At 38.6% G+C, this 17,669-nt stretch carries 13 protein-coding genes and 1 pseudogene; 11 read left to right on the forward strand and 3 right to left on the reverse strand.

Annotation, left to right across the window (positions count from 1 at the left end):
• Positions 1-44 precede the first annotated feature (44 nt).
• The 6 genes from HMPREF9425_RS03580 (at position 45) to nox (ending at position 5,967) form a co-directional block, all read left to right on the forward strand.
• Positions 45-575 carry a DUF5067 domain-containing protein gene (locus HMPREF9425_RS03580; RefSeq protein ID WP_003096863.1) on the forward strand — a complete coding sequence of 177 codons (531 nt, stop codon included), beginning with the start codon at positions 45-47 and terminating at the stop codon, positions 573-575.
• Positions 576-713: 138 nt separating this feature from the next.
• The gene (locus HMPREF9425_RS03585) at positions 714-1,223 is read left to right on the forward strand and encodes an ECF transporter S component (protein WP_003096865.1); all 510 of its coding nucleotides are present in this window, start codon (positions 714-716) and stop codon (positions 1,221-1,223) included.
• Entirely contained in the window at positions 1,224-2,081 is an 858-nt protein-coding gene (locus HMPREF9425_RS03590; protein ID WP_003096867.1) for a pyridoxamine kinase, read from the forward strand. It begins immediately after the preceding gene.
• Positions 2,071-2,601, forward strand: a complete 531-nt coding sequence (locus tag HMPREF9425_RS03595) for an ECF transporter S component (RefSeq protein WP_003096869.1) — start codon at positions 2,071-2,073, stop codon at positions 2,599-2,601. The genes HMPREF9425_RS03590 and HMPREF9425_RS03595 overlap by 11 nt, the downstream gene beginning before the upstream one ends.
• 138 nt (positions 2,602-2,739) lie before the next feature.
• Positions 2,740-4,278, forward strand: a complete 1,539-nt coding sequence (locus HMPREF9425_RS03600; RefSeq protein ID WP_003096870.1) for an ABC-F family ATP-binding cassette domain-containing protein — start codon at positions 2,740-2,742, stop codon at positions 4,276-4,278.
• 315 nt (positions 4,279-4,593) lie between these two features.
• Positions 4,594-5,967 carry a H2O-forming NADH oxidase gene (gene nox, locus HMPREF9425_RS03605; protein WP_003096871.1) on the forward strand — a complete coding sequence of 458 codons (1,374 nt, stop codon included), beginning with the start codon at positions 4,594-4,596 and terminating at the stop codon, positions 5,965-5,967.
• Positions 5,968-6,059: 92 nt separating this feature from the next.
• On the opposite strand, the gene HMPREF9425_RS03610 is transcribed toward nox, so the two are convergent.
• A complete protein-coding gene (locus HMPREF9425_RS03610) occupies positions 6,060-7,046 on the reverse strand; it encodes an L-lactate dehydrogenase (RefSeq protein ID WP_003094733.1) in 987 nt (328 codons plus the stop codon).
• A gap of 220 nt (positions 7,047-7,266) precedes the next feature.
• Here HMPREF9425_RS03610 and gyrA point away from each other — a divergent pair, with 220 nt between their 5' ends.
• The 4 genes from gyrA (at position 7,267) to HMPREF9425_RS03630 (ending at position 12,017) form a co-directional block, all read left to right on the forward strand.
• Complete coding sequence (gene gyrA, locus HMPREF9425_RS03615) at positions 7,267-9,735, forward strand: DNA gyrase subunit A (protein ID WP_003096874.1); 2,469 nt, start codon at positions 7,267-7,269, stop codon at positions 9,733-9,735.
• A complete protein-coding gene (locus HMPREF9425_RS03620; RefSeq protein WP_003096876.1) occupies positions 9,735-10,496 on the forward strand; it encodes a class A sortase in 762 nt (253 codons plus the stop codon). Before gyrA ends, HMPREF9425_RS03620 begins: the two co-directional genes overlap by 1 nt.
• 37 nt (positions 10,497-10,533) lie before the next feature.
• Positions 10,534-10,935 (forward strand): SMU1112c/YaeR family gloxylase I-like metalloprotein, encoded by a 402-nt coding sequence (gloA2, locus tag HMPREF9425_RS03625; protein WP_003096878.1) that lies wholly within the window; start codon positions 10,534-10,536, stop codon positions 10,933-10,935.
• Between the two features lie 113 nt (positions 10,936-11,048).
• Positions 11,049-12,017, forward strand: coding sequence for a DUF1002 domain-containing protein (locus tag HMPREF9425_RS03630; RefSeq protein WP_003096881.1), 969 nt, complete (start codon positions 11,049-11,051; stop codon positions 12,015-12,017).
• A 94-nt stretch (positions 12,018-12,111) separates the two neighbouring features.
• Here the strand turns inward: HMPREF9425_RS03630 and HMPREF9425_RS09725 are convergent.
• Both HMPREF9425_RS09725 and pclR read right to left on the reverse strand, forming a co-directional pair.
• A pseudogene (locus tag HMPREF9425_RS09725) lies at positions 12,112-12,933 on the reverse strand (transposase family protein); the annotation flags it as partial.
• A gap of 231 nt (positions 12,934-13,164) precedes the next feature.
• Positions 13,165-14,649, reverse strand: coding sequence for a virulence transcriptional activator PclR (gene pclR, locus HMPREF9425_RS03635; protein WP_003096885.1), 1,485 nt, complete (start codon positions 14,647-14,649; stop codon positions 13,165-13,167).
• A 217-nt stretch (positions 14,650-14,866) separates the two neighbouring features.
• On the opposite strand from pclR, the gene HMPREF9425_RS03640 reads away from it, so the two are divergent.
• A partial coding sequence (locus tag HMPREF9425_RS03640; RefSeq protein WP_003096886.1) for a G5 domain-containing protein occupies positions 14,867-17,669 on the forward strand: 2,803 nt, incomplete at its 3' end.

Below are 17,669 nucleotides of genomic sequence, written 5' to 3' on the forward strand. Positions count from 1 at the left end.
AATACTAAATTCCTATTTTAAACAAGTTTAAGGAGATTGTAAGAATGACATTTAAGAAAGTCTTAGGACTTATCGCTCTTGCCTGCTTAACCATTATTGGTTTGTCAGCCTGTACGCCGGATAAAGAGTCTACTTGGACATATGATAAAAACAAAATGCAATTTGTGGGACAAGATGCTAGTGTACAAGTTCTTTCTGCAACTAAAATCGAATCACCAGAAGGTCAGAAAGCTGTACGTGTTCACTATAAACTTAGCAACTCAAGTAAAGAAACCATGAATGCCTACACTCTTTTGATGAAGGTGGTTCTCGATGTTAAACAGGAGAAGGAAGAATTGAAGGTTGCGACAATGGTCTTCTCTAAAGATGATGACAGAGACAAGATTGCTAATAAGACCAAGATTGCTCCTAAGGAAGTTAAAGAAATCGTTGTTGACTATGCCGTTGTAGATTTTGATCATGAAATTAGCATTGATTTTTCTGATTACGGTACTGAGGCTAACGCGACTGCTAAGCTTTCACTACAAAATCTTGAAAGGGCACCTGTCAAATACTTTGATAAAAAAGCTCAATAAGTCTTATCACCACATGAATGTGTGGTGTTTTTTTATTGTCTAAAATCTGTACCCAGACAGTATCGGAAATACTATCTTGTTTAATCGTCAGAATTTTCATAAACTTATACTATATTTATTGACTAAGGAGTTTTAGGTATGTCTGCAAAACGTTTAACCATTTCTGCATTTTTCATGGCACTTGTCATTATTTTGAGCTCGAGTCTCTTATCTATTCCTGTGCCAGGAGGTCATTTCTATTTTAACGGGATTATTATTTTCCTAGTTGGTTTAATTTTCCCACCTACAGAAGCAGTTATTATTGCCGGAGTAGGTTCCTTTATTGGAGATTTTCTTTTCTACCCCCTTCCTATGTGGGTAACCCTAGTAACACACAGCCTTCAAGTTCTTGCTATTGCACTCATTGTTGGAGGATGCTTAGGAAAATTGAGTAAGTCTAGGGCAGCTTTAGGTCTCTTAATTGGGGCTATTATTGACTTAGTCGGATATGGCTTAGGAAGAGCCTTTATCTATGGAACGCCTGCCTATGCTATTATGAAGATTCCTTTTGACATTGTAGCTGCTATTCTTGGTTTAGGAGTGGCCTACTACATTTATTTCCACACAGGTTTTGTTAAACAGTTTAAAAAGACCTGGGAAGGAAAATAGATGACCAAAGTAATTGTTGCCAATGACCTGGTTGGTCTAGGTAAGGTTGCTTTAACTAGTAGCCTCCCTATCATGTCAGCTTGTCAAACTGAAGTTCTTCCCCTACCAACAGTCCTTTTATCTTCGCATACAGGGGAGTTTGAAAATATCTATGTACGGGATCTTACGGATGATCTAAAGGGATTTTGTAAGCAGTGGGAGCACTTGCATTTTATAGTAGATGGCCTTGTGAGTGGTTATTTTAAGTCAGAAGAAGCACTAAAGCGTGTGGGCCAATTGGCTCGAGGTAAACAGATAGCTCTATTTGTTGACCCTATTATGGGTGACAATGGTCGTCTCTATCAAGGTTTTGATAGAAACTATGTAGAAGCTATGAAGGCTTTCTGTCAACAGGCAGATGTCATCATTCCCAATCTGACAGAAGCTGCTTTGTTGACGGATACTCCATATCTTGAAGCAGGTTCCTATGATAAACTCACTGTTGAGAAGCTTCTGAGAGATTTAAGCAAGATTGGCCCTCGAAAAGTTATTTTGACAGGTATCTCATTTGAGACAGATAAAATTGGGTTGGCTTATTTTGATAAAGAGACCAATCGAACGATTTATCGCATGCAAAAACGTTATCGCTATCATTTTTATGGAAGCGGCGATTTACTAACGGCAATCATATCATCAGGTTACTTTTATGATCTTGATTTACTAAAGGTTTGTGATTTAGCCTTGGATGTCATGAATAGGGTTCTTTCGTCAACACTGTCTGATGGTCGTCCTTTAAAATATGGTCTTTGCTATGAGCCCCATATCGGTTATTTATTCAGTGGTTTTAATGCCCTATTGGAGGAGAAAAATGAAAAGTGATAAAACACGTGAATTAGTTGAATTGAGTTTGTATGCAGCTTTAATTATTGTGAGTGTACAGTTTATTCGTATTCCTTTTGGACCTCAATTTGTCCATCTGGGAAATGCTCTAGTGGTAATTGCTGTTTTGATTTTCGGTGCTAGAAAAGGTGCGCTAGTCGCAACAGTAGGGTTAGGGTTATTTGATATTTTCAATGGTTATGCCGCTGAAGTCTGGATTACTATTTTAGAATCTTTGATTGTCTGTTATGTTCTCTATCTTGTTTTTGAAAAGCTTCTAAAATCAAATGACAAAATGACTAACGTCATTATCGCTGGGGTGATAGCTGCAGTGACGAAAATCATTCTTAATTTTGTCAAATATACGATTATAAACACTGCTGTTGCATCTCTACCTTTAAAAGCTGCAATGTTGGCTTCATTGGTTAAGATTGGTGGTACTTTTGGGACATCAGTTGTTACAATTATTGCTGTTCCTCTCCTATATCCTGTCTTTAAACGTATTTTACAGAGAAACTAAAGAGTTAGCAGGTTGGTCCTGATAACTCTTTTTAATTTTTCAGAAGCATAGGTCCAAATTTAAACTAAAAAATGGTAAAATAGTAGAGTTAATGTCAAGAAAGGAAAGGGCTGAAGACTGTTTTAGCCCAGATATGCTATGTCTATTTTAGAAGTCAAAAATCTTAGTCACGGATTTGGTGACCGTGCTATTTTTGAAAATGTCTCATTCCGTTTGCTCAAAGGTGAGCATATCGGTCTTGTCGGTGCTAACGGTGAAGGGAAATCAACCTTCATGTCTATCGTTACTGGGAAATTGCAGCCAGATGAAGGTAAGGTAGAGTGGTCTAAGTATGTGACAGCGGGTTATTTGGATCAGCATGCTGTCCTTGAAAAGGGTATGACCGTACGTGATGTCCTTCGTACGGCTTTTGATGAGCTCTTTAAAACTGAAGAACGCATCAACGAGATTTACATGTCTATGGCTGACGAAGGAGCCGACGTTGATGCTCTGATGGAAGAAGTAGGTGAGCTTCAGGATCGTTTGGAAACGCGTGATTTCTATACACTAGATGCTAAGATTGATGAGGTTGCCCGTGCACTAGGTGTTATGGATTTTGGTATGGACACTGATGTAACAGATCTTTCAGGTGGTCAACGTACCAAGATTCTCTTGGCTAAGTTATTGCTTGAAAAACCAGATATCTTGCTCCTCGATGAGCCAACAAACTATTTGGACGCTGAACACATCGCCTGGCTTAAACGCTATCTCCAAGAGTATGAGAATGCTTTTGTTCTCATTTCGCATGATATTCCATTCTTAAACGATGTGATTAACATTGTCTACCATGTTGAAAATCAAGATTTGGTTCGCTATGCAGGTGATTATGACAATTTCCAATCTGTCTATGCAATGAAGAAAGCTCAATTGGAAGCAGCCTATGAACGTCAGCAAAAGGAAATTGCAGACCTTCAAGATTTTGTTAACCGTAACAAGGCGCGTGTTGCTACTCGAAATATGGCCATGTCTCGTCAGAAGAAATTGGATAAGATGGAAATTATCGAGTTGCAGGCAGAGAAGCCAAAACCAGAATTCCATTTCAAGGAAAGTCGTACACCTGGACGCTTTATTTTCCAAACCAAAGATCTTGTTATTGGTTACGACCGTCCGTTGACCAAGGCTCCATTGAATCTTACATTCGAACGTAATCAAAAGGTAGCTATTGTCGGTGCTAATGGTATTGGTAAGACCACTTTGCTTAAGAGCCTGCTTGGTATTATTCAACCACTCGAAGGAGAAGTTGAAACAGGTGATTTTATTGATCTAGGTTATTTTGAGCAAGAAGCAGAAGGCTCACGTCAGACGCCTCTTGAAGCGGTTTGGGACGCTTTCCCAGCTCTAAATCAAGCTGAGGTTCGTGCAGCTCTAGCCAAATGCGGATTAACCTCTAAACATATTGAAAGTCAAATTCAGGTCTTGTCAGGAGGAGAGCAGGCTAAAGTTCGTTTCTGTCTCCTTATGAATCGTGAAAATAATGTCCTTGTTCTTGACGAGCCCACCAATCACTTGGATGTTGACGCAAAGGACGAATTGAAGCGTGCCCTTCAGGCATTTAAAGGTAGTGTCCTAATGGTATGTCACGAACCTGAATTTTATGAAGGTTGGACAGACGTTTGGGATTTTAATGAGTTAGTATAATCAAAAAGAGTGTTGACATCTTCTCAATGAGTTTAAGTGTCACTCACTCTTTTTTTGAGTGGCCAAAGAGCCAAGTAGTAGTCATTAGGATTTGATAATAGTTTAATGATAGAGACTCTAGGGTCAGTTAGTGATAAGAATATTTAACATAGCACACTAGTTAATATGAATTGAGCTAATAAAATGATGATTTTAAATCAAAATGTCTTATTTTGTTCAAAAAGTAACAAAGTTTGAGCATAAAATGTGTAACCGTTTTCCAATTGTGGTAAAATGATATAGTAAACTATTATCAAAAGAAAGTTGGATAAACTTATGTCAAAAATCGTAGTTGTTGGTGCTAACCATGCTGGTACTTTTAGTATTAATACTATTCTTGATAATTACGGAGACCAAAATGAAGTAGTTGTTTTCGATCAAAACTCTAACATTTCATTCTTGGGTTGTGGTATGGCTCTTTGGATTGGTAATCAAATCTCAGGTTCTGATGGACTTTTCTATGCCAACAAAGAAGGCCTCGAAAGCAAGGGTGCAAAAGTTTATATGAACTCACCAGTTGAGTCTATTGACTTTGACGGTAAAACTGTTACAGCTCTTGTTGATGGTAAAGAGCATGTTGAATCATATGACAAATTGATTTTAGCTACTGGTTCACAGCCAATCTTACCTCCAATCGATGGTGCTGAGATTAAAGAAGGGAGTCGTACTTTCGAAGCGACTCTTGAAAACCTTCAATTCGTTAAACTTTTCCAAAACGCTCAAGAAGTTATTGATAAGCTGAACGATAAGTCACAAGACATCAAACGTGTAGCAGTCGTTGGTGCAGGTTACATTGGTGTTGAATTGGCTGAAGCTTTCCAACGTCATGGTAAAGAAGTTATCCTTATTGATGTTGTTGACACATGTTTGGCAGGATACTATGACCGCGATTTTACAGACCGTATGGCTAAAAATATGGAAGACCATGGTATCCAATTGGCCTTTGGCGAAACTGTTAAAGCAGTAGAAGGTGAAACTAAGGTAGAACGCATCGTAACAGATAAAAATGCTTACGATGTAGATATGGTTGTTCTTGCCGTTGGTTTCCGTCCTAATACAGCCCTTGGAGCTGGTAAATTGGAAACATTCCGAAATGGTGCTTACCTTGTTAATAAGAAACAAGAAACATCAGTTAAGGACGTTTACGCTGTTGGTGATTGTGCTACGGTTTATGACAATGCTCTTGACGATGTCAACTACATTGCCTTGGCTTCAAATGCTGTTCGTTCAGGTATTGTAGGTGGACACAATGCCGGTGGTGGTGATGTAGAATCAAATGGTGTTCAAGGATCAAATGGTATCTCTATCTATGGTTTGAACATGGTTTCTACTGGTTTGACTGAAGAGAAAGCAAAACGTTTTGGTTTCAATCCAGCAGTAGTAGAATCAACAGATCTTCAAAAAGCTGCCTTCATGGAAGATGAAAATGACGATGTAACTATCAAGATTGTTTATGATAAAGATACTCGTAAAGTTTTGGGTGCTCAAATGGTTTCACACATGGATATCTCAATGGGAATCCACATGTTCTCATTGGCAATTCAAGAAGGAGTAACAATTGATCGTCTACAATTGCTTGATTTGTTCTTCTTGCCACACTTTAACCAACCACTTAGCTATATTGCTAAAGCAGCTATCTCAGCTGAATAATATTAAACAGCTAATTCATTTGAATTAGCTGTTTTTCTTTTTAAAATACTAAAAAACCTCCAACTGGAGGCTTTTATTTAACTAAAGTAAGATTAGTTTTTTGAAGCTTCTTGGAATTCAGGGTTTTTCCATGCTTCATCAATGATAGCTTGCAATTCATCAGCAGAAGCTTTCATCTTTTGTTGTTCCGCATCGTTCAATGGGATGTTTACTGGACGTACGATACCGTGTGCACCTACGATAGCAGGTTGACCGATAAAGACGTTGCTTACACCATATTGACCTTCTTGGAATACAGACAATGGAAGTACTGCATTTTCATCGTCAAGGATAGCTTTAGTGATACGAGCAAGGGCTACTGCGATACCGTAGTATGTAGCACCTTTTTTGTTGATAATTGTGTAAGCTGCATCACGAACACCTTCGAACAATTCAACCAATTCAGCTTCTTGAACGTTTTCTTTGTCTTTAAGGAACTCTTCAAGGTTGACACCGGCGATGTTAGCGTGTGACCAAACCGCAAACTCTGAGTCACCGTGTTCACCCATGATGTAAGCGTGAACTGAACGAGCATCGACATCAAGTTTTTCAGCAAGTGCTTGACGGAAACGAGCTGAGTCAAGTGAAGTACCTGAACCGATAACGCGTTCTTTAGGGAATCCTGAGAATTTCCATGTTGAGTAAGTCAATACGTCAACTGGGTTAGCTGCCACAAGGAAGATTCCTTTGAAGCCTGATTCAACAACTTGAGTAACGATAGATTTGTTGATAGCAAGGTTTTTACCAACAAGATCAAGACGAGTTTCACCTGGTTTTTGTGGAGCACCAGCAGTGATAACTACAAGGTCAGCATCCGCACAGTCTTCATATTTAGCTGCGTAGATTTTTTTAGGTGAAGTGAAAGCAAGTGCGTGGCTAAGGTCAAGCGCATCACCAACAGCTTTTTCAAACAATTGTGGGATTTCGATGATACCTAGTTCTTGAGCGATACCTTGGTTTACAAGTGCGAAAGCGTAAGATGAACCTACGGCACCGTCACCAACAAGGATGACTTTTTTGTGTTGTTTAGTTGCAGTCATGGTCTAAACATCTCCTTAATTTTTTATTGGGTTACCCCATACACTGCTTATTCTACCATTTTAAGTGATGGATGTCACGAAATATTAAGGAATTATCAAATGAAAGCGTTTTATGGAACTGAAATATAAAGCATTTTATGGTATAATATTATAGAAAATTTCCATTCTCTTTTATGAGAATTTAGAATGATTTGAATGAAAGAAAAGAGGCATTTTTAGAGTGCAAGATAATAATTTAATTGACGTTAATTTGACGTCTGAGATGAAAACGAGTTTTATCGATTATGCCATGAGTGTTATCGTATCTCGTGCACTCCCAGATGTTCGTGACGGTTTAAAACCGGTACAACGTCGTATTCTTTATGGAATGAATGAGCTTGGGGTGACACCTGATAAGCCTCATAAAAAATCTGCTCGTATTACCGGGGATGTTATGGGTAAATATCACCCACACGGTGACTCATCTATCTATGAAGCCATGGTTCGTATGGCTCAATGGTGGAGTTACCGTTACATGTTGGTTGACGGCCACGGAAACTTTGGTTCTATGGATGGTGATGGTGCAGCCGCTCAGCGTTACACTGAGGCTCGTATGTCTAAAATCGCCCTGGAGATGCTCCGTGATCTCAATAAGAATACCGTAGATTTTCAAGATAACTACGATGGTTCTGAACGTGAGCCAATTGTTCTTCCATCACGTATTCCAAATCTTCTTGTTAATGGTGCTACAGGGATTGCGGTTGGTATGGCGACCAACATTCCACCACACAATTTGGCTGAAACTATAGATGCCGTTAAACTGATGATGGACAATCCTGAAGTCACAACCCGTGAATTGATGGAAGTTCTTCCTGGTCCAGACTTTCCAACTGGTGGTTTGGTCATGGGGAAATCTGGTATTCACCGTGCTTATGAAACTGGTAAAGGCTCTATTGTTCTTCGTTCGCGTACCGAAATTGAAACAACAAAATCAGGTCGTGAGCGCATTGTAGTCACTGAGTTTCCTTATATGGTCAATAAGACTAAGGTCCATGAACACATCGTTCGTTTGGCCCAGGAAAAACGTATTGAGGGGATTACAGCAGTTCGTGACGAGTCTTCTCGTGAGGGGGTACGTTTTATCATCGAAGTGCGTCGTGATGCATCTGCCAACGTAATCTTGAACAATTTGTTCAAATTAACTCAACTTCAGACAAACTTCAGCTTCAATATGTTGGCCATTGAAAAGGGTGTGCCCAAAATCCTTTCCTTGCGTCAAATTTTGGCTGACTATATTGCTCACCAACAAGAGGTTGTGGTCCGTCGTACACAGTTTGATAAGGATAAGGCTGAAGCACGTGCCCATATTTTAGAAGGCTTGTTAATTGCGCTTGATCATCTGGATGAAGTGATTACGATTATTCGTAACAGTCAAACTGATGCAGAGGCTCAAGCCGAGTTGATGGCTCGCTTTGAACTCACTGAACGTCAAAGTCAGGCCATTCTTGATATGCGTTTGCGTCGTTTGACCGGTTTGGAACGTGATAAGATTCAAAATGAATACAATGATCTCCTTGCCTTGATTGCTGATTTGGCTGATATTTTGGCAAAACCAGAACGTGTCATTGCTATCATCAAGGAAGAGTTGGATGAAAGTAAGCGTAAATTCGCAGATGCCCGTCGTACAGAATTGATGGTCGGTGAAGTTGTCTCACTTGAAGATGAAGATCTAATCGAAGAAGAAGATGTCGTTATCACTCTTTCTAGCAAGGGATATATCAAACGATTGGCTCAAGACGAATTTCGTTCTCAGAAACGTGGAGGACGTGGAGTTCAAGGGACAGGTGTGAACGATGACGACTTTGTTCGTGATATCGTTTCAACAAGCACTCATGATCACCTTTACTTTATGACCAACAAAGGGCGTGTATACCGTCTCAAGGGTTATGAAATTCCTGAGTATGGCCGTACAGCTAAGGGGTTACCAATTGTCAATCTCTTGAAGTTGGATGAAGGTGAGTCAATTCAAACAGTGATTAATGCTAAGAGTGATGAAGGGTCAGATAACAATCACCTTGTCTTTGTAACTCGCCAAGGTTTAGTGAAACGAACTAAGGAAGCAGAATTCAAAAATATCCGTCAAAATGGATTGATTGCCTTGAAACTTAGAGAAGGTGACGAGCTAATCAATGTCTTCTTGACTACTGGTAATGAAGAAATTATTATTGGTACTAAATTTGGTTACAGTGTGCGTTTCAAAGAGGATACTATTCGCAGTATGAGTCGTATGGCCGCTGGTGTTAAAGGGGTAACCCTTCGTGACGGTGACCAAGTTGTTGGTGCAGCAGCTATTACTGAAGACCAAGAAGTCTTGATTGTCACTGAAAAAGGTTACGGTAAGCGTACCTCAGCTACTGAATATCCAACTAAGGGGCGTGGTGGTAAAGGTATTAAGACAGCTAATATCACTGATAAAAATGGTAACCTAGCAGGTATTGTAACAGTTTCTGGTGATGAGGATATTATGGTCATAACTGATACGGGTGTTATTATCCGTACCGCAGTTGCTAATATCTCTCAAACTGGTCGTGCAACTCAAGGGGTTAAGGTCATGCGTTTAGATGATACTGCTCGTATTGTCACCTTTGCTTTGGTTGAACCTGAAGAAGTTGATCAAGTTACTGAAGACCAAGAAAGTGGTGATAACTAATGAGAAAAGATAACAAAAATAAGACGCCTAAAAAGCATCGTAAGTGGCTTGAGGTCCTTCGTTGGATCTTGATTGTTGTTCTCTTGGTTGTTGGTTTAGCTTTAATTTTCAATAAATCGATTCGAAACACTGTAATTGCTTGGAATACTAATAAATATCAAGTAAGTAAGGTTTCTAAGAAGACTATTGAGAAAAACAAGGAAGCTAAGACGAGCTTTGACTTTGATACCGTTAAATCAATTAGCACTGAGTCTGTCTTGCAGGCACAAATGAATGCTCAAGAACTTCCAGTAGTTGGTGGTATTGCTATCCCTGAGGTTGGTATTAATCTCCCTATTTTCAAAGGACTTGGTAATACAGAGCTTACCTACGGTGCTGGAACTATGAAGGAAAATCAAGTCATGGGGGGAAAAAACAACTATTCACTAGCTAGTCACCACGTCTTTGGTATCGCTGGGGCTTCGGATATGCTCTTCTCACCATTAGATAGAGCAAAAAATGGCATGAAGATTTATCTTACGGATAAAAATAAGGTCTATACTTATGTTATTAGTGAGGTGAAGGTTGTCCAACCAACTGAAGTAGCAGTAGTTGATGATACACCTGGCAAGTCTGAAATTACCCTTGTAACATGTACGGATGCTGAAGCAACTCAGCGTACAATCGTCAAAGGTGAATTGAAATCACAGGTAGATTTTGACAAGGCAAGTTCAGATATTATTGAAGCCTTCAATAAGTCATACAATCAATTTCAAAGTTAAGAAAAGGCCATAAGGCCTTTTTCTATGGAGGGAAAAAATGTTTTTGAAAACAATACACCATGTCGCTATCATTGTTTCTGATTATGATTCATCTCGAGATTTTTATGTTAATAAACTAGGTTTTGAAATTATACGTGAAAATTATCGTCCGGAACGTCATGATTATAAATTAGATCTACGTTGTGGTGATATAGAACTGGAAATCTTTGGAAATAAGACTAGTGATCTAGCCTATGTGGAGCCACCAAAACGTCTGTCTTATCCTGAGGCATGTGGATTACGTCATTTAGCTTTTAAAGTGGCTAATATTGAAGAGGTTGTCAAGAGTTTAGAAGAAAAGGGTATTTCCTGCCAACCTATTCGTAAGGACACTTTTACCGGTGAAAAGATGACTTTCTTTGCTGATCCGGATGGTCTTCCCTTGGAGTTGCACGAGTAGTTTTTTTGACCTTAATTTTTTAAGTCATGGTATAATAAATTTACGGTTGGTCTCATACCAGTCGTCCTTTAGGAGATTATGGAATAATATTCTATTTTCGAAAGGAAACACACATGAAATTGAAAAAACTTCTTGTTACTGGGATGGCTTTATTGGCTTCAGTAACAGCCTTCACTTCGGTTGCGCAAGCAGCAACGTCATCGCAAGTCCAAAAGGTTATTGATGAATCTTATGTTCAACCAGACTATGTGATGGGTTACTCATTGTCGGAAGAGCAACGTAATGAAACCTTGAATTTGTTAGGGTATGATAGTAGTAAGGATACCAATGTTAAGACACTTACGACATCTGCTTATGCGAATATCATGAATGTTGCTGACGATTCTAGTCTTCAGCTATATTCTTCAGTAAAGATTGCTAAGCTAGGTGCTAAGGAAACCTTGAGTGTAGAGATTGTGACACCACAAAATATCACTAAAATCACTCCAGATATGTACCGTAATGCTGCCACGACACTTGGTATCGAACATGCTAAGATTACAGTAGCAGCACCTATTCCAGTAACTGGGGAAAGCGCCTTGGCTGGTATTTATTATTCTCTAGAGCAGAATGGAGCTAAAGTCTCAGATGAAAGCAAAGAGCTTGCTCAGGAGGAGCTTAAAACCCTTTCCCAAATCAATGAGGAAAATTCAGGTAAGAGTAACTATGATGCGGATAAGCTTAATGTAGCTATGACTGATATTAAGTCAGCAGTTGCTAATAAGGGGGATAAGTTGACTGAAGACCAAGCTAAAACGATTGTTCAGCAAACCATCAATAACTACAACTTGGATCTTTCTGGTACACAAATTAACCTTCTGGTGAATTTTGCTATGAATTTATCTAAGTCTTCAATCATTGATAGTGCTAACTTTAAGTCAACCTTGAGTTCACTTAAAGATTCTATCGTTTCGAAAGCTGGTAATACCTTCTCTGGAATCAACCTAAACTTTAATGCCAACAAAGCAGTTGAGAATAGCAAAAATATTTTCTCAAAAATCTGGCAAGCTATTGTAGATTTCTTTACTGGTCTTTCTAAATAGTGAAAGAGCTGTCCATTTGGATGGCTTTTCCTATTTTTTAGCTCTTTGTTGACTGTAGTGGGTGACGAAAAGCTAATATCTAGATAGGGGCATAAAAACTCAAAAGCTTGTCTAGAATTTCTTTATTCGTCAAGTGCATACGAAAAGTAGGACGATAAAATCGCTTAGCGCTGAGTTTACAACAATCTTGTTGAATGAGCTTTCAATAACGTTTGATTGTCTTGTATCCATGAGGTTCTCGCTCAAATTGATTTATGATTTGAACACGCATATGACTCATAACACGGCTAAGATCTAAGGTGTTGGAGTAAAACTGTTCACTGAACTGTTTCAGCATGAGTTTAGAAATATAATAACGAAGGGTGAAAGCAATCAAGTACAATTTTAGCATATGGAAAAAGCTGTTTAGCCAAGTCATAGTAAGAGCTAAACATATCCATAGTCATGATTTTCACTCGACATCGGACTACTCTATCATATTTAAGAAAGTGATTTCGGATGGTCTCTGGAAGACGAGAAAAATCATGCTTAAAACGGAAGTCATTGAGCTTACGAATGACAAATGACAGTTGACGTTGAAATGGAAAGCAGATGTGCAATATCGGTCATAGAAGTCTTTTCAATTAACTTTTGAGCAATATTTTGATTGATGATACGAGGAATTTGGTGATTTTTCTTGACGAAAGATGTCTCGGCGACCATCATTTTCGAACAATAGTAGCACTTAAAACGACGCTTTTTTCAGAAGAATTCTGGTAGGAGTACCAGTCATCTCAAGGTAAGGAATCTTAGACGGTTTTTGAAAATCCTATTTCTTCATTTGGCTTTCGCAATCAGGACAAGATGGGGCATTATAGTCCAGTTAAGCGATGATCTTCTTGTGTGTATCCTTATTGATGATGTCTAGAATCTGGATATTAGAGTCTTAAATATCGAGTGGTTTTGTGATCAAGTGTAATTCTTTCATATGATTCTTTCTAATGAGTTGTTGTGTCTCTTCTCATTATAGATTTTATGGGACTTTTAGGCTCCATAAAATCTATAGAGTTTTATCCACTACAAAAGTTACAGGAATTGGTTTTTGTTAAGGAAGTATATAAATCAGATAAGAGAAAAAGTCAGCACATCATGCTGACTTTTTTCTAGCTTATAAAGTATTGGATAAATGGATCTCATTTGATAAAGTATTAAGATGATTGACCAAATCCATGATTGACAGATAGTTTTGGCAAATAAACTTCTTGGTGATATCTGGAATATAGAAATTAGACACGATGACATCGTAATCTGTCTGATTTAAAATCTCAGGACTTGTTTCTAATTCATCCCAAATATCGAAGGTGAAGCGGTTATTACAGTAATAGGAGAGCATATCAACAAAGGTAAGGGATATAGCATGGTCAAAGTTACTGATAATCAAAACCTTGATAGGTGGTCGATTTTCTAACAGCTGAGTAGAGAGGTGTTCAGCATGGGTTAAGATGGTGTACATCAAGTGTTCCAACTGTTCAGGATGGTCATGCTGTCCAATTGCTTGACGGTATTGAGCCAGTTCTTGACGCGCACTTTCCATAAAGTCTGGGAAGTAAACTTCGAATTTTTGAATCGTCAATGCTTTTTGTTCAAATAAGATTGGGGTAGAAAAGATTTCCTGTCTTTCAAATAAAGCAGTGTTGTGCAAATGCCAAATCAGCTCATCGTGGTTGGTAAAAGTAATCTTATATTGTTTTGATAGGCGTTCTAATATTTGACTAAGTAATTGGTAAGAGTATCTTGCTTCACTGTTCTCTTCTAAAGAGTTGAAGAATTCTTGAGGATCTAAGAAAAGATTGTTTTGAATAAAGGATATAAAAATTTGTGCGATTATATCTGGAGTGATTTCCAACCCCAATTTCTCAGAGAAATGGACAAGTATCTCCTCAAAGTTTGGAATACTTTCCAAAATAGGATAGTATTCATCATAGAAATGATTTGGTAAGTCGATAAAATGACCATTTTTGATGCGGTGGATACTGATAGCCAGCATCAATTTGTACATTCTATAAATTGAAAATGTCATTGGGTAATTCGTGATTTTATAGAAGAAGTCAGCAAACTCTGTTAAATCTTCTTCAGGAAGGTCAGGAAAAGGCCAGTCTAGGAAATAATAGCGCTCAGAAAAATATTGGGCAAAAAAATAGCGAATATCAATCTCATTCCCACGTATCTCGGATGGAGTAAAAGATAATTCTATTTGAAACTGAGATGATAGAGTTTTTGTAATATTTCGACCTAATCGATAGAGATTAGCATTACTAGAATGAAGATTTTCTATTGTTCGATAAATAGGTAGGCCCTCATTGAAAAACAGATACTCTAGTAATTGAAAAGATTGAGAATGTGCAAGAAAATATTGATATACATCTTCTACACTAGTGTTAAGTGCTAAATCTATCATGATTCCGTTAGCAGAAAATTGGATGTCAATATCTGGAAAGGCAAGACGTAGTTCATTTAAATCACTTTTTAAGATTCGTTCTGTACATTCTAATTTTTCGGCAAGTTCATGTAATTTCATCCAATTACGATTTTGAATTAAAGTTTCCATTAAACGTAATTGTCGTTGAACTTTTGTGGATAAAAGGTTACGCATGTAGATAGTCTCCTCCTTAATTTATTCTATCACATTCTTGTCCAAAAAGTACAATAAAATTAGAATAAGAAAATTGTCGTTAGTAGTCAGAGAATTTAGAATAATATAAGTGACTCTTAGGTGCAAAAACAGAATATATCAATTATTCAGAAAATATTGATTTTTATATCAAATGGTTGTAGATTGGGAATTGTAAAATATTATTTAGGAGTTCAAAATGAAACATTCACATAAGAAATCATTTGACTGGTATAGCATGCATCAACGATACTCTATTCGTAAGTATCACTTTGGTGCGGCTAGTGTCTTGCTTGGGACAGCCTTAGTCTTGGGAACTGCTGCTAATGCGCAAGCAGTACAAGCGGAGGAACAAAATCCAGAAGTAACTAACATTGTTTCTGTTGATAAGGTAGAAGAAGCTACTAAACCAGCAGAAGTCTCTACCCCTAAAAAAGAAACAACCTACGCAGCTCCAACTGTTGCTCATCCGGTAGAAACGACTCCAGCTAAAACTGAAGAAGCTACTAAACTAGCAGAAGTCTCTACCCCTAAAAAAGAAACAACTTACACAGCTCCAACTGTTGCTCATCCAGTAGAAACGACTCCAGTTAAAACTGAAGAAGCTACTAAACCAGCAGAAAAAGTTGAAGAAGCAAAAGATAAATCAGCTAATATTGGTCTAGAGTCTCGTTCTAACTCTGACAAAGGAACTGTATTAGAAACGCCTGTAGGGAAGAAAGCTGATGTAGTTGAAGCGAAAGAAGAGTCTAAGCCAGCTGCAACAACGTCTGATCGCTCAGCTGTTGATAGTGCTGTTTTGCCAACTAGCACAACTGCTAAAGTAGAAGCAACTAATGAAATCTTGAAACCAGGATTGAGCCTTTCTGATGCTCGTCAAAATCCAGCAATTCGTAAGGAAGACTTAGATAAGGGACACAGTGGCTTTAGAGCGTCTAGCAATCCAGCAAACCCAATTGTTTCAGGTTCTGGAAATACAGTTGCATTTACAGATATTAGTCAAGGTGGTCGTAGTTATAGTTTCCGTGGCTACGGGAACTCACGTGGTGGTAATTCCATTCATTACGATGTAACAACAGTACGTCAAGGTAATAAATTGAATTTCACAATCGACTATTCTGGTCCAGGTGAATTTGTTAATAATAACTTTATCTTGGATAAAGGGGATGGATTTGGAAATCCTTCAAATGCAACCATCACGACTCCAAGGTTGAGAGAACAAACAAGACCTGTTAGTCAGGGTGGCAACTTCGTATCGCACTCAGGATACAGTATGACTTCTGCTACATCAACGAGTGAAAAACAAACAATCAGATTTAGTTTGCCTATCATTAATCCAAATGGTGACTTATCTGTTCGTTTGAAACCAGTTACTTTTAACGTGGACCAAGGTGGTGGTAGTGCCGCTACTAGCAATGACCCATACAGCAACTCCAACTATTATTATAGAGCAAACCCACTATACTTGGATGCAAACCCTTATGGTGGTACTAATAACAAGACTGTTTCAGAAGACATTGACTTCCAAACTGTCTATCTTCCAACTAGTAAGTTACTAGAAGGTCAAACTAGATTAGTTCGAGAAGGTGAAAAAGGACAACGTCAAATTACCTATAAAGTACATCGATTTGGTAACGAAACACTTTTAGGATTACCAATTAGTAATTCTGTTACTAAAGAAGCTAAGCCACGTATTATGCAAATTGGTGTGGCTAAAGAGCTAATCGATACAGTAAAACCACGTGTCGATCAAAATAAAGTCGGTGATACAAATAACCTCACTTTCTATCTTGATAACGATGGAAACGGTGTTTATACTGAAGGTGTAGACGAACTTGTTCAAAAAATTGCTATTAAAGATGGAGCCAAAGGTGAAAAAGGAGACCAAGGCGAACGTGGTCTCACTGGAGCTAAAGGTGAAAAAGGAGACCGAGGCGAACGTGGTCTCACTGGAGCTAAAGGTGAAAAAGGAGACCAAGGTGAACGCGGTTTAACTGGAGCTAAAGGTGAAAAAGGAGACCGAGGCGAACGCGGTCTCACTGGAGCGCAAGGATCTGCAGGACGTGACGGTGTAACTCCAACCGTAACCGTTAGGGATAATAAAGAAGATGGTACTCACACTATCACTATTAACGACGGTAGAGGTAATGTTACAAGTACTGTTGTAAGAGATGGTTTCGATGGTGCAAGTCCATTAGTTGCGACTCAACGAAATGAAGCTGATAAAACAACAACTGTTATCTTCTATTACGATAAAAATGGAAACAACGAATTAGATGCTTCTGATAAGAAATTAAAAGAAGTTGTCATTGCAGATGGTGCCAAAGGTGAAAAAGGAGACCAAGGCGAACGCGGTCTCACTGGAGCGCAAGGTGAAAAAGGTGAACGTGGAGACCGTGGTGAAACAGGGGCAGCGGGACGTGACGGAAAAACTCCAAAAATCACAACTGCTCGTGGAGCAGACGGCCGTAGTACTGATATTACATTTACTATTCCTGGTGAAGAACCTGTAACCGTTAATGTAAAAGACGGAAAAGATGGACGTACACCAAATATTGATTTAAATGCTTTAGCAGAGGCAGCAGTAAGACTGAATAATCAAAGAAGCGGAAGAGTAAGAAGATCATTATCAGATACCCCAGCTCCAACTGAAAAACCAAAAGTAATTGGAACTCGTATTACAGCTTACTTCGATAACAATGGAAATGGTAAATATGATCCAGGAGTTGACGAACCAATTAGTTCAGCTGATATTTTAAATGGTACAGACGGTGCCAATGGTGCAGCCGGAGCAGCCGGAGCAGATGGACGTAATGGTGCTGAATTATTAAGTGGACCTAAAGCACCAACAGCAGATGATGGTAAAGATGGCGACACTTATATCGATGCAACTACAGGTGATGTTTATAAGAAAGAAAACGGAACTTGGGATAAGATTGGTAACATTCGTGGACCTCAAGGTCTAAAAGGTGAAGCCGGAGTTGCAGGACCACAAGGGCCAC

Origin of the sequence: Streptococcus vestibularis ATCC 49124, from assembly GCF_000188295.1 — a bacterium.
Taxonomy (GTDB): Bacteria; Bacillota; Bacilli; order Lactobacillales; family Streptococcaceae; genus Streptococcus; species Streptococcus vestibularis.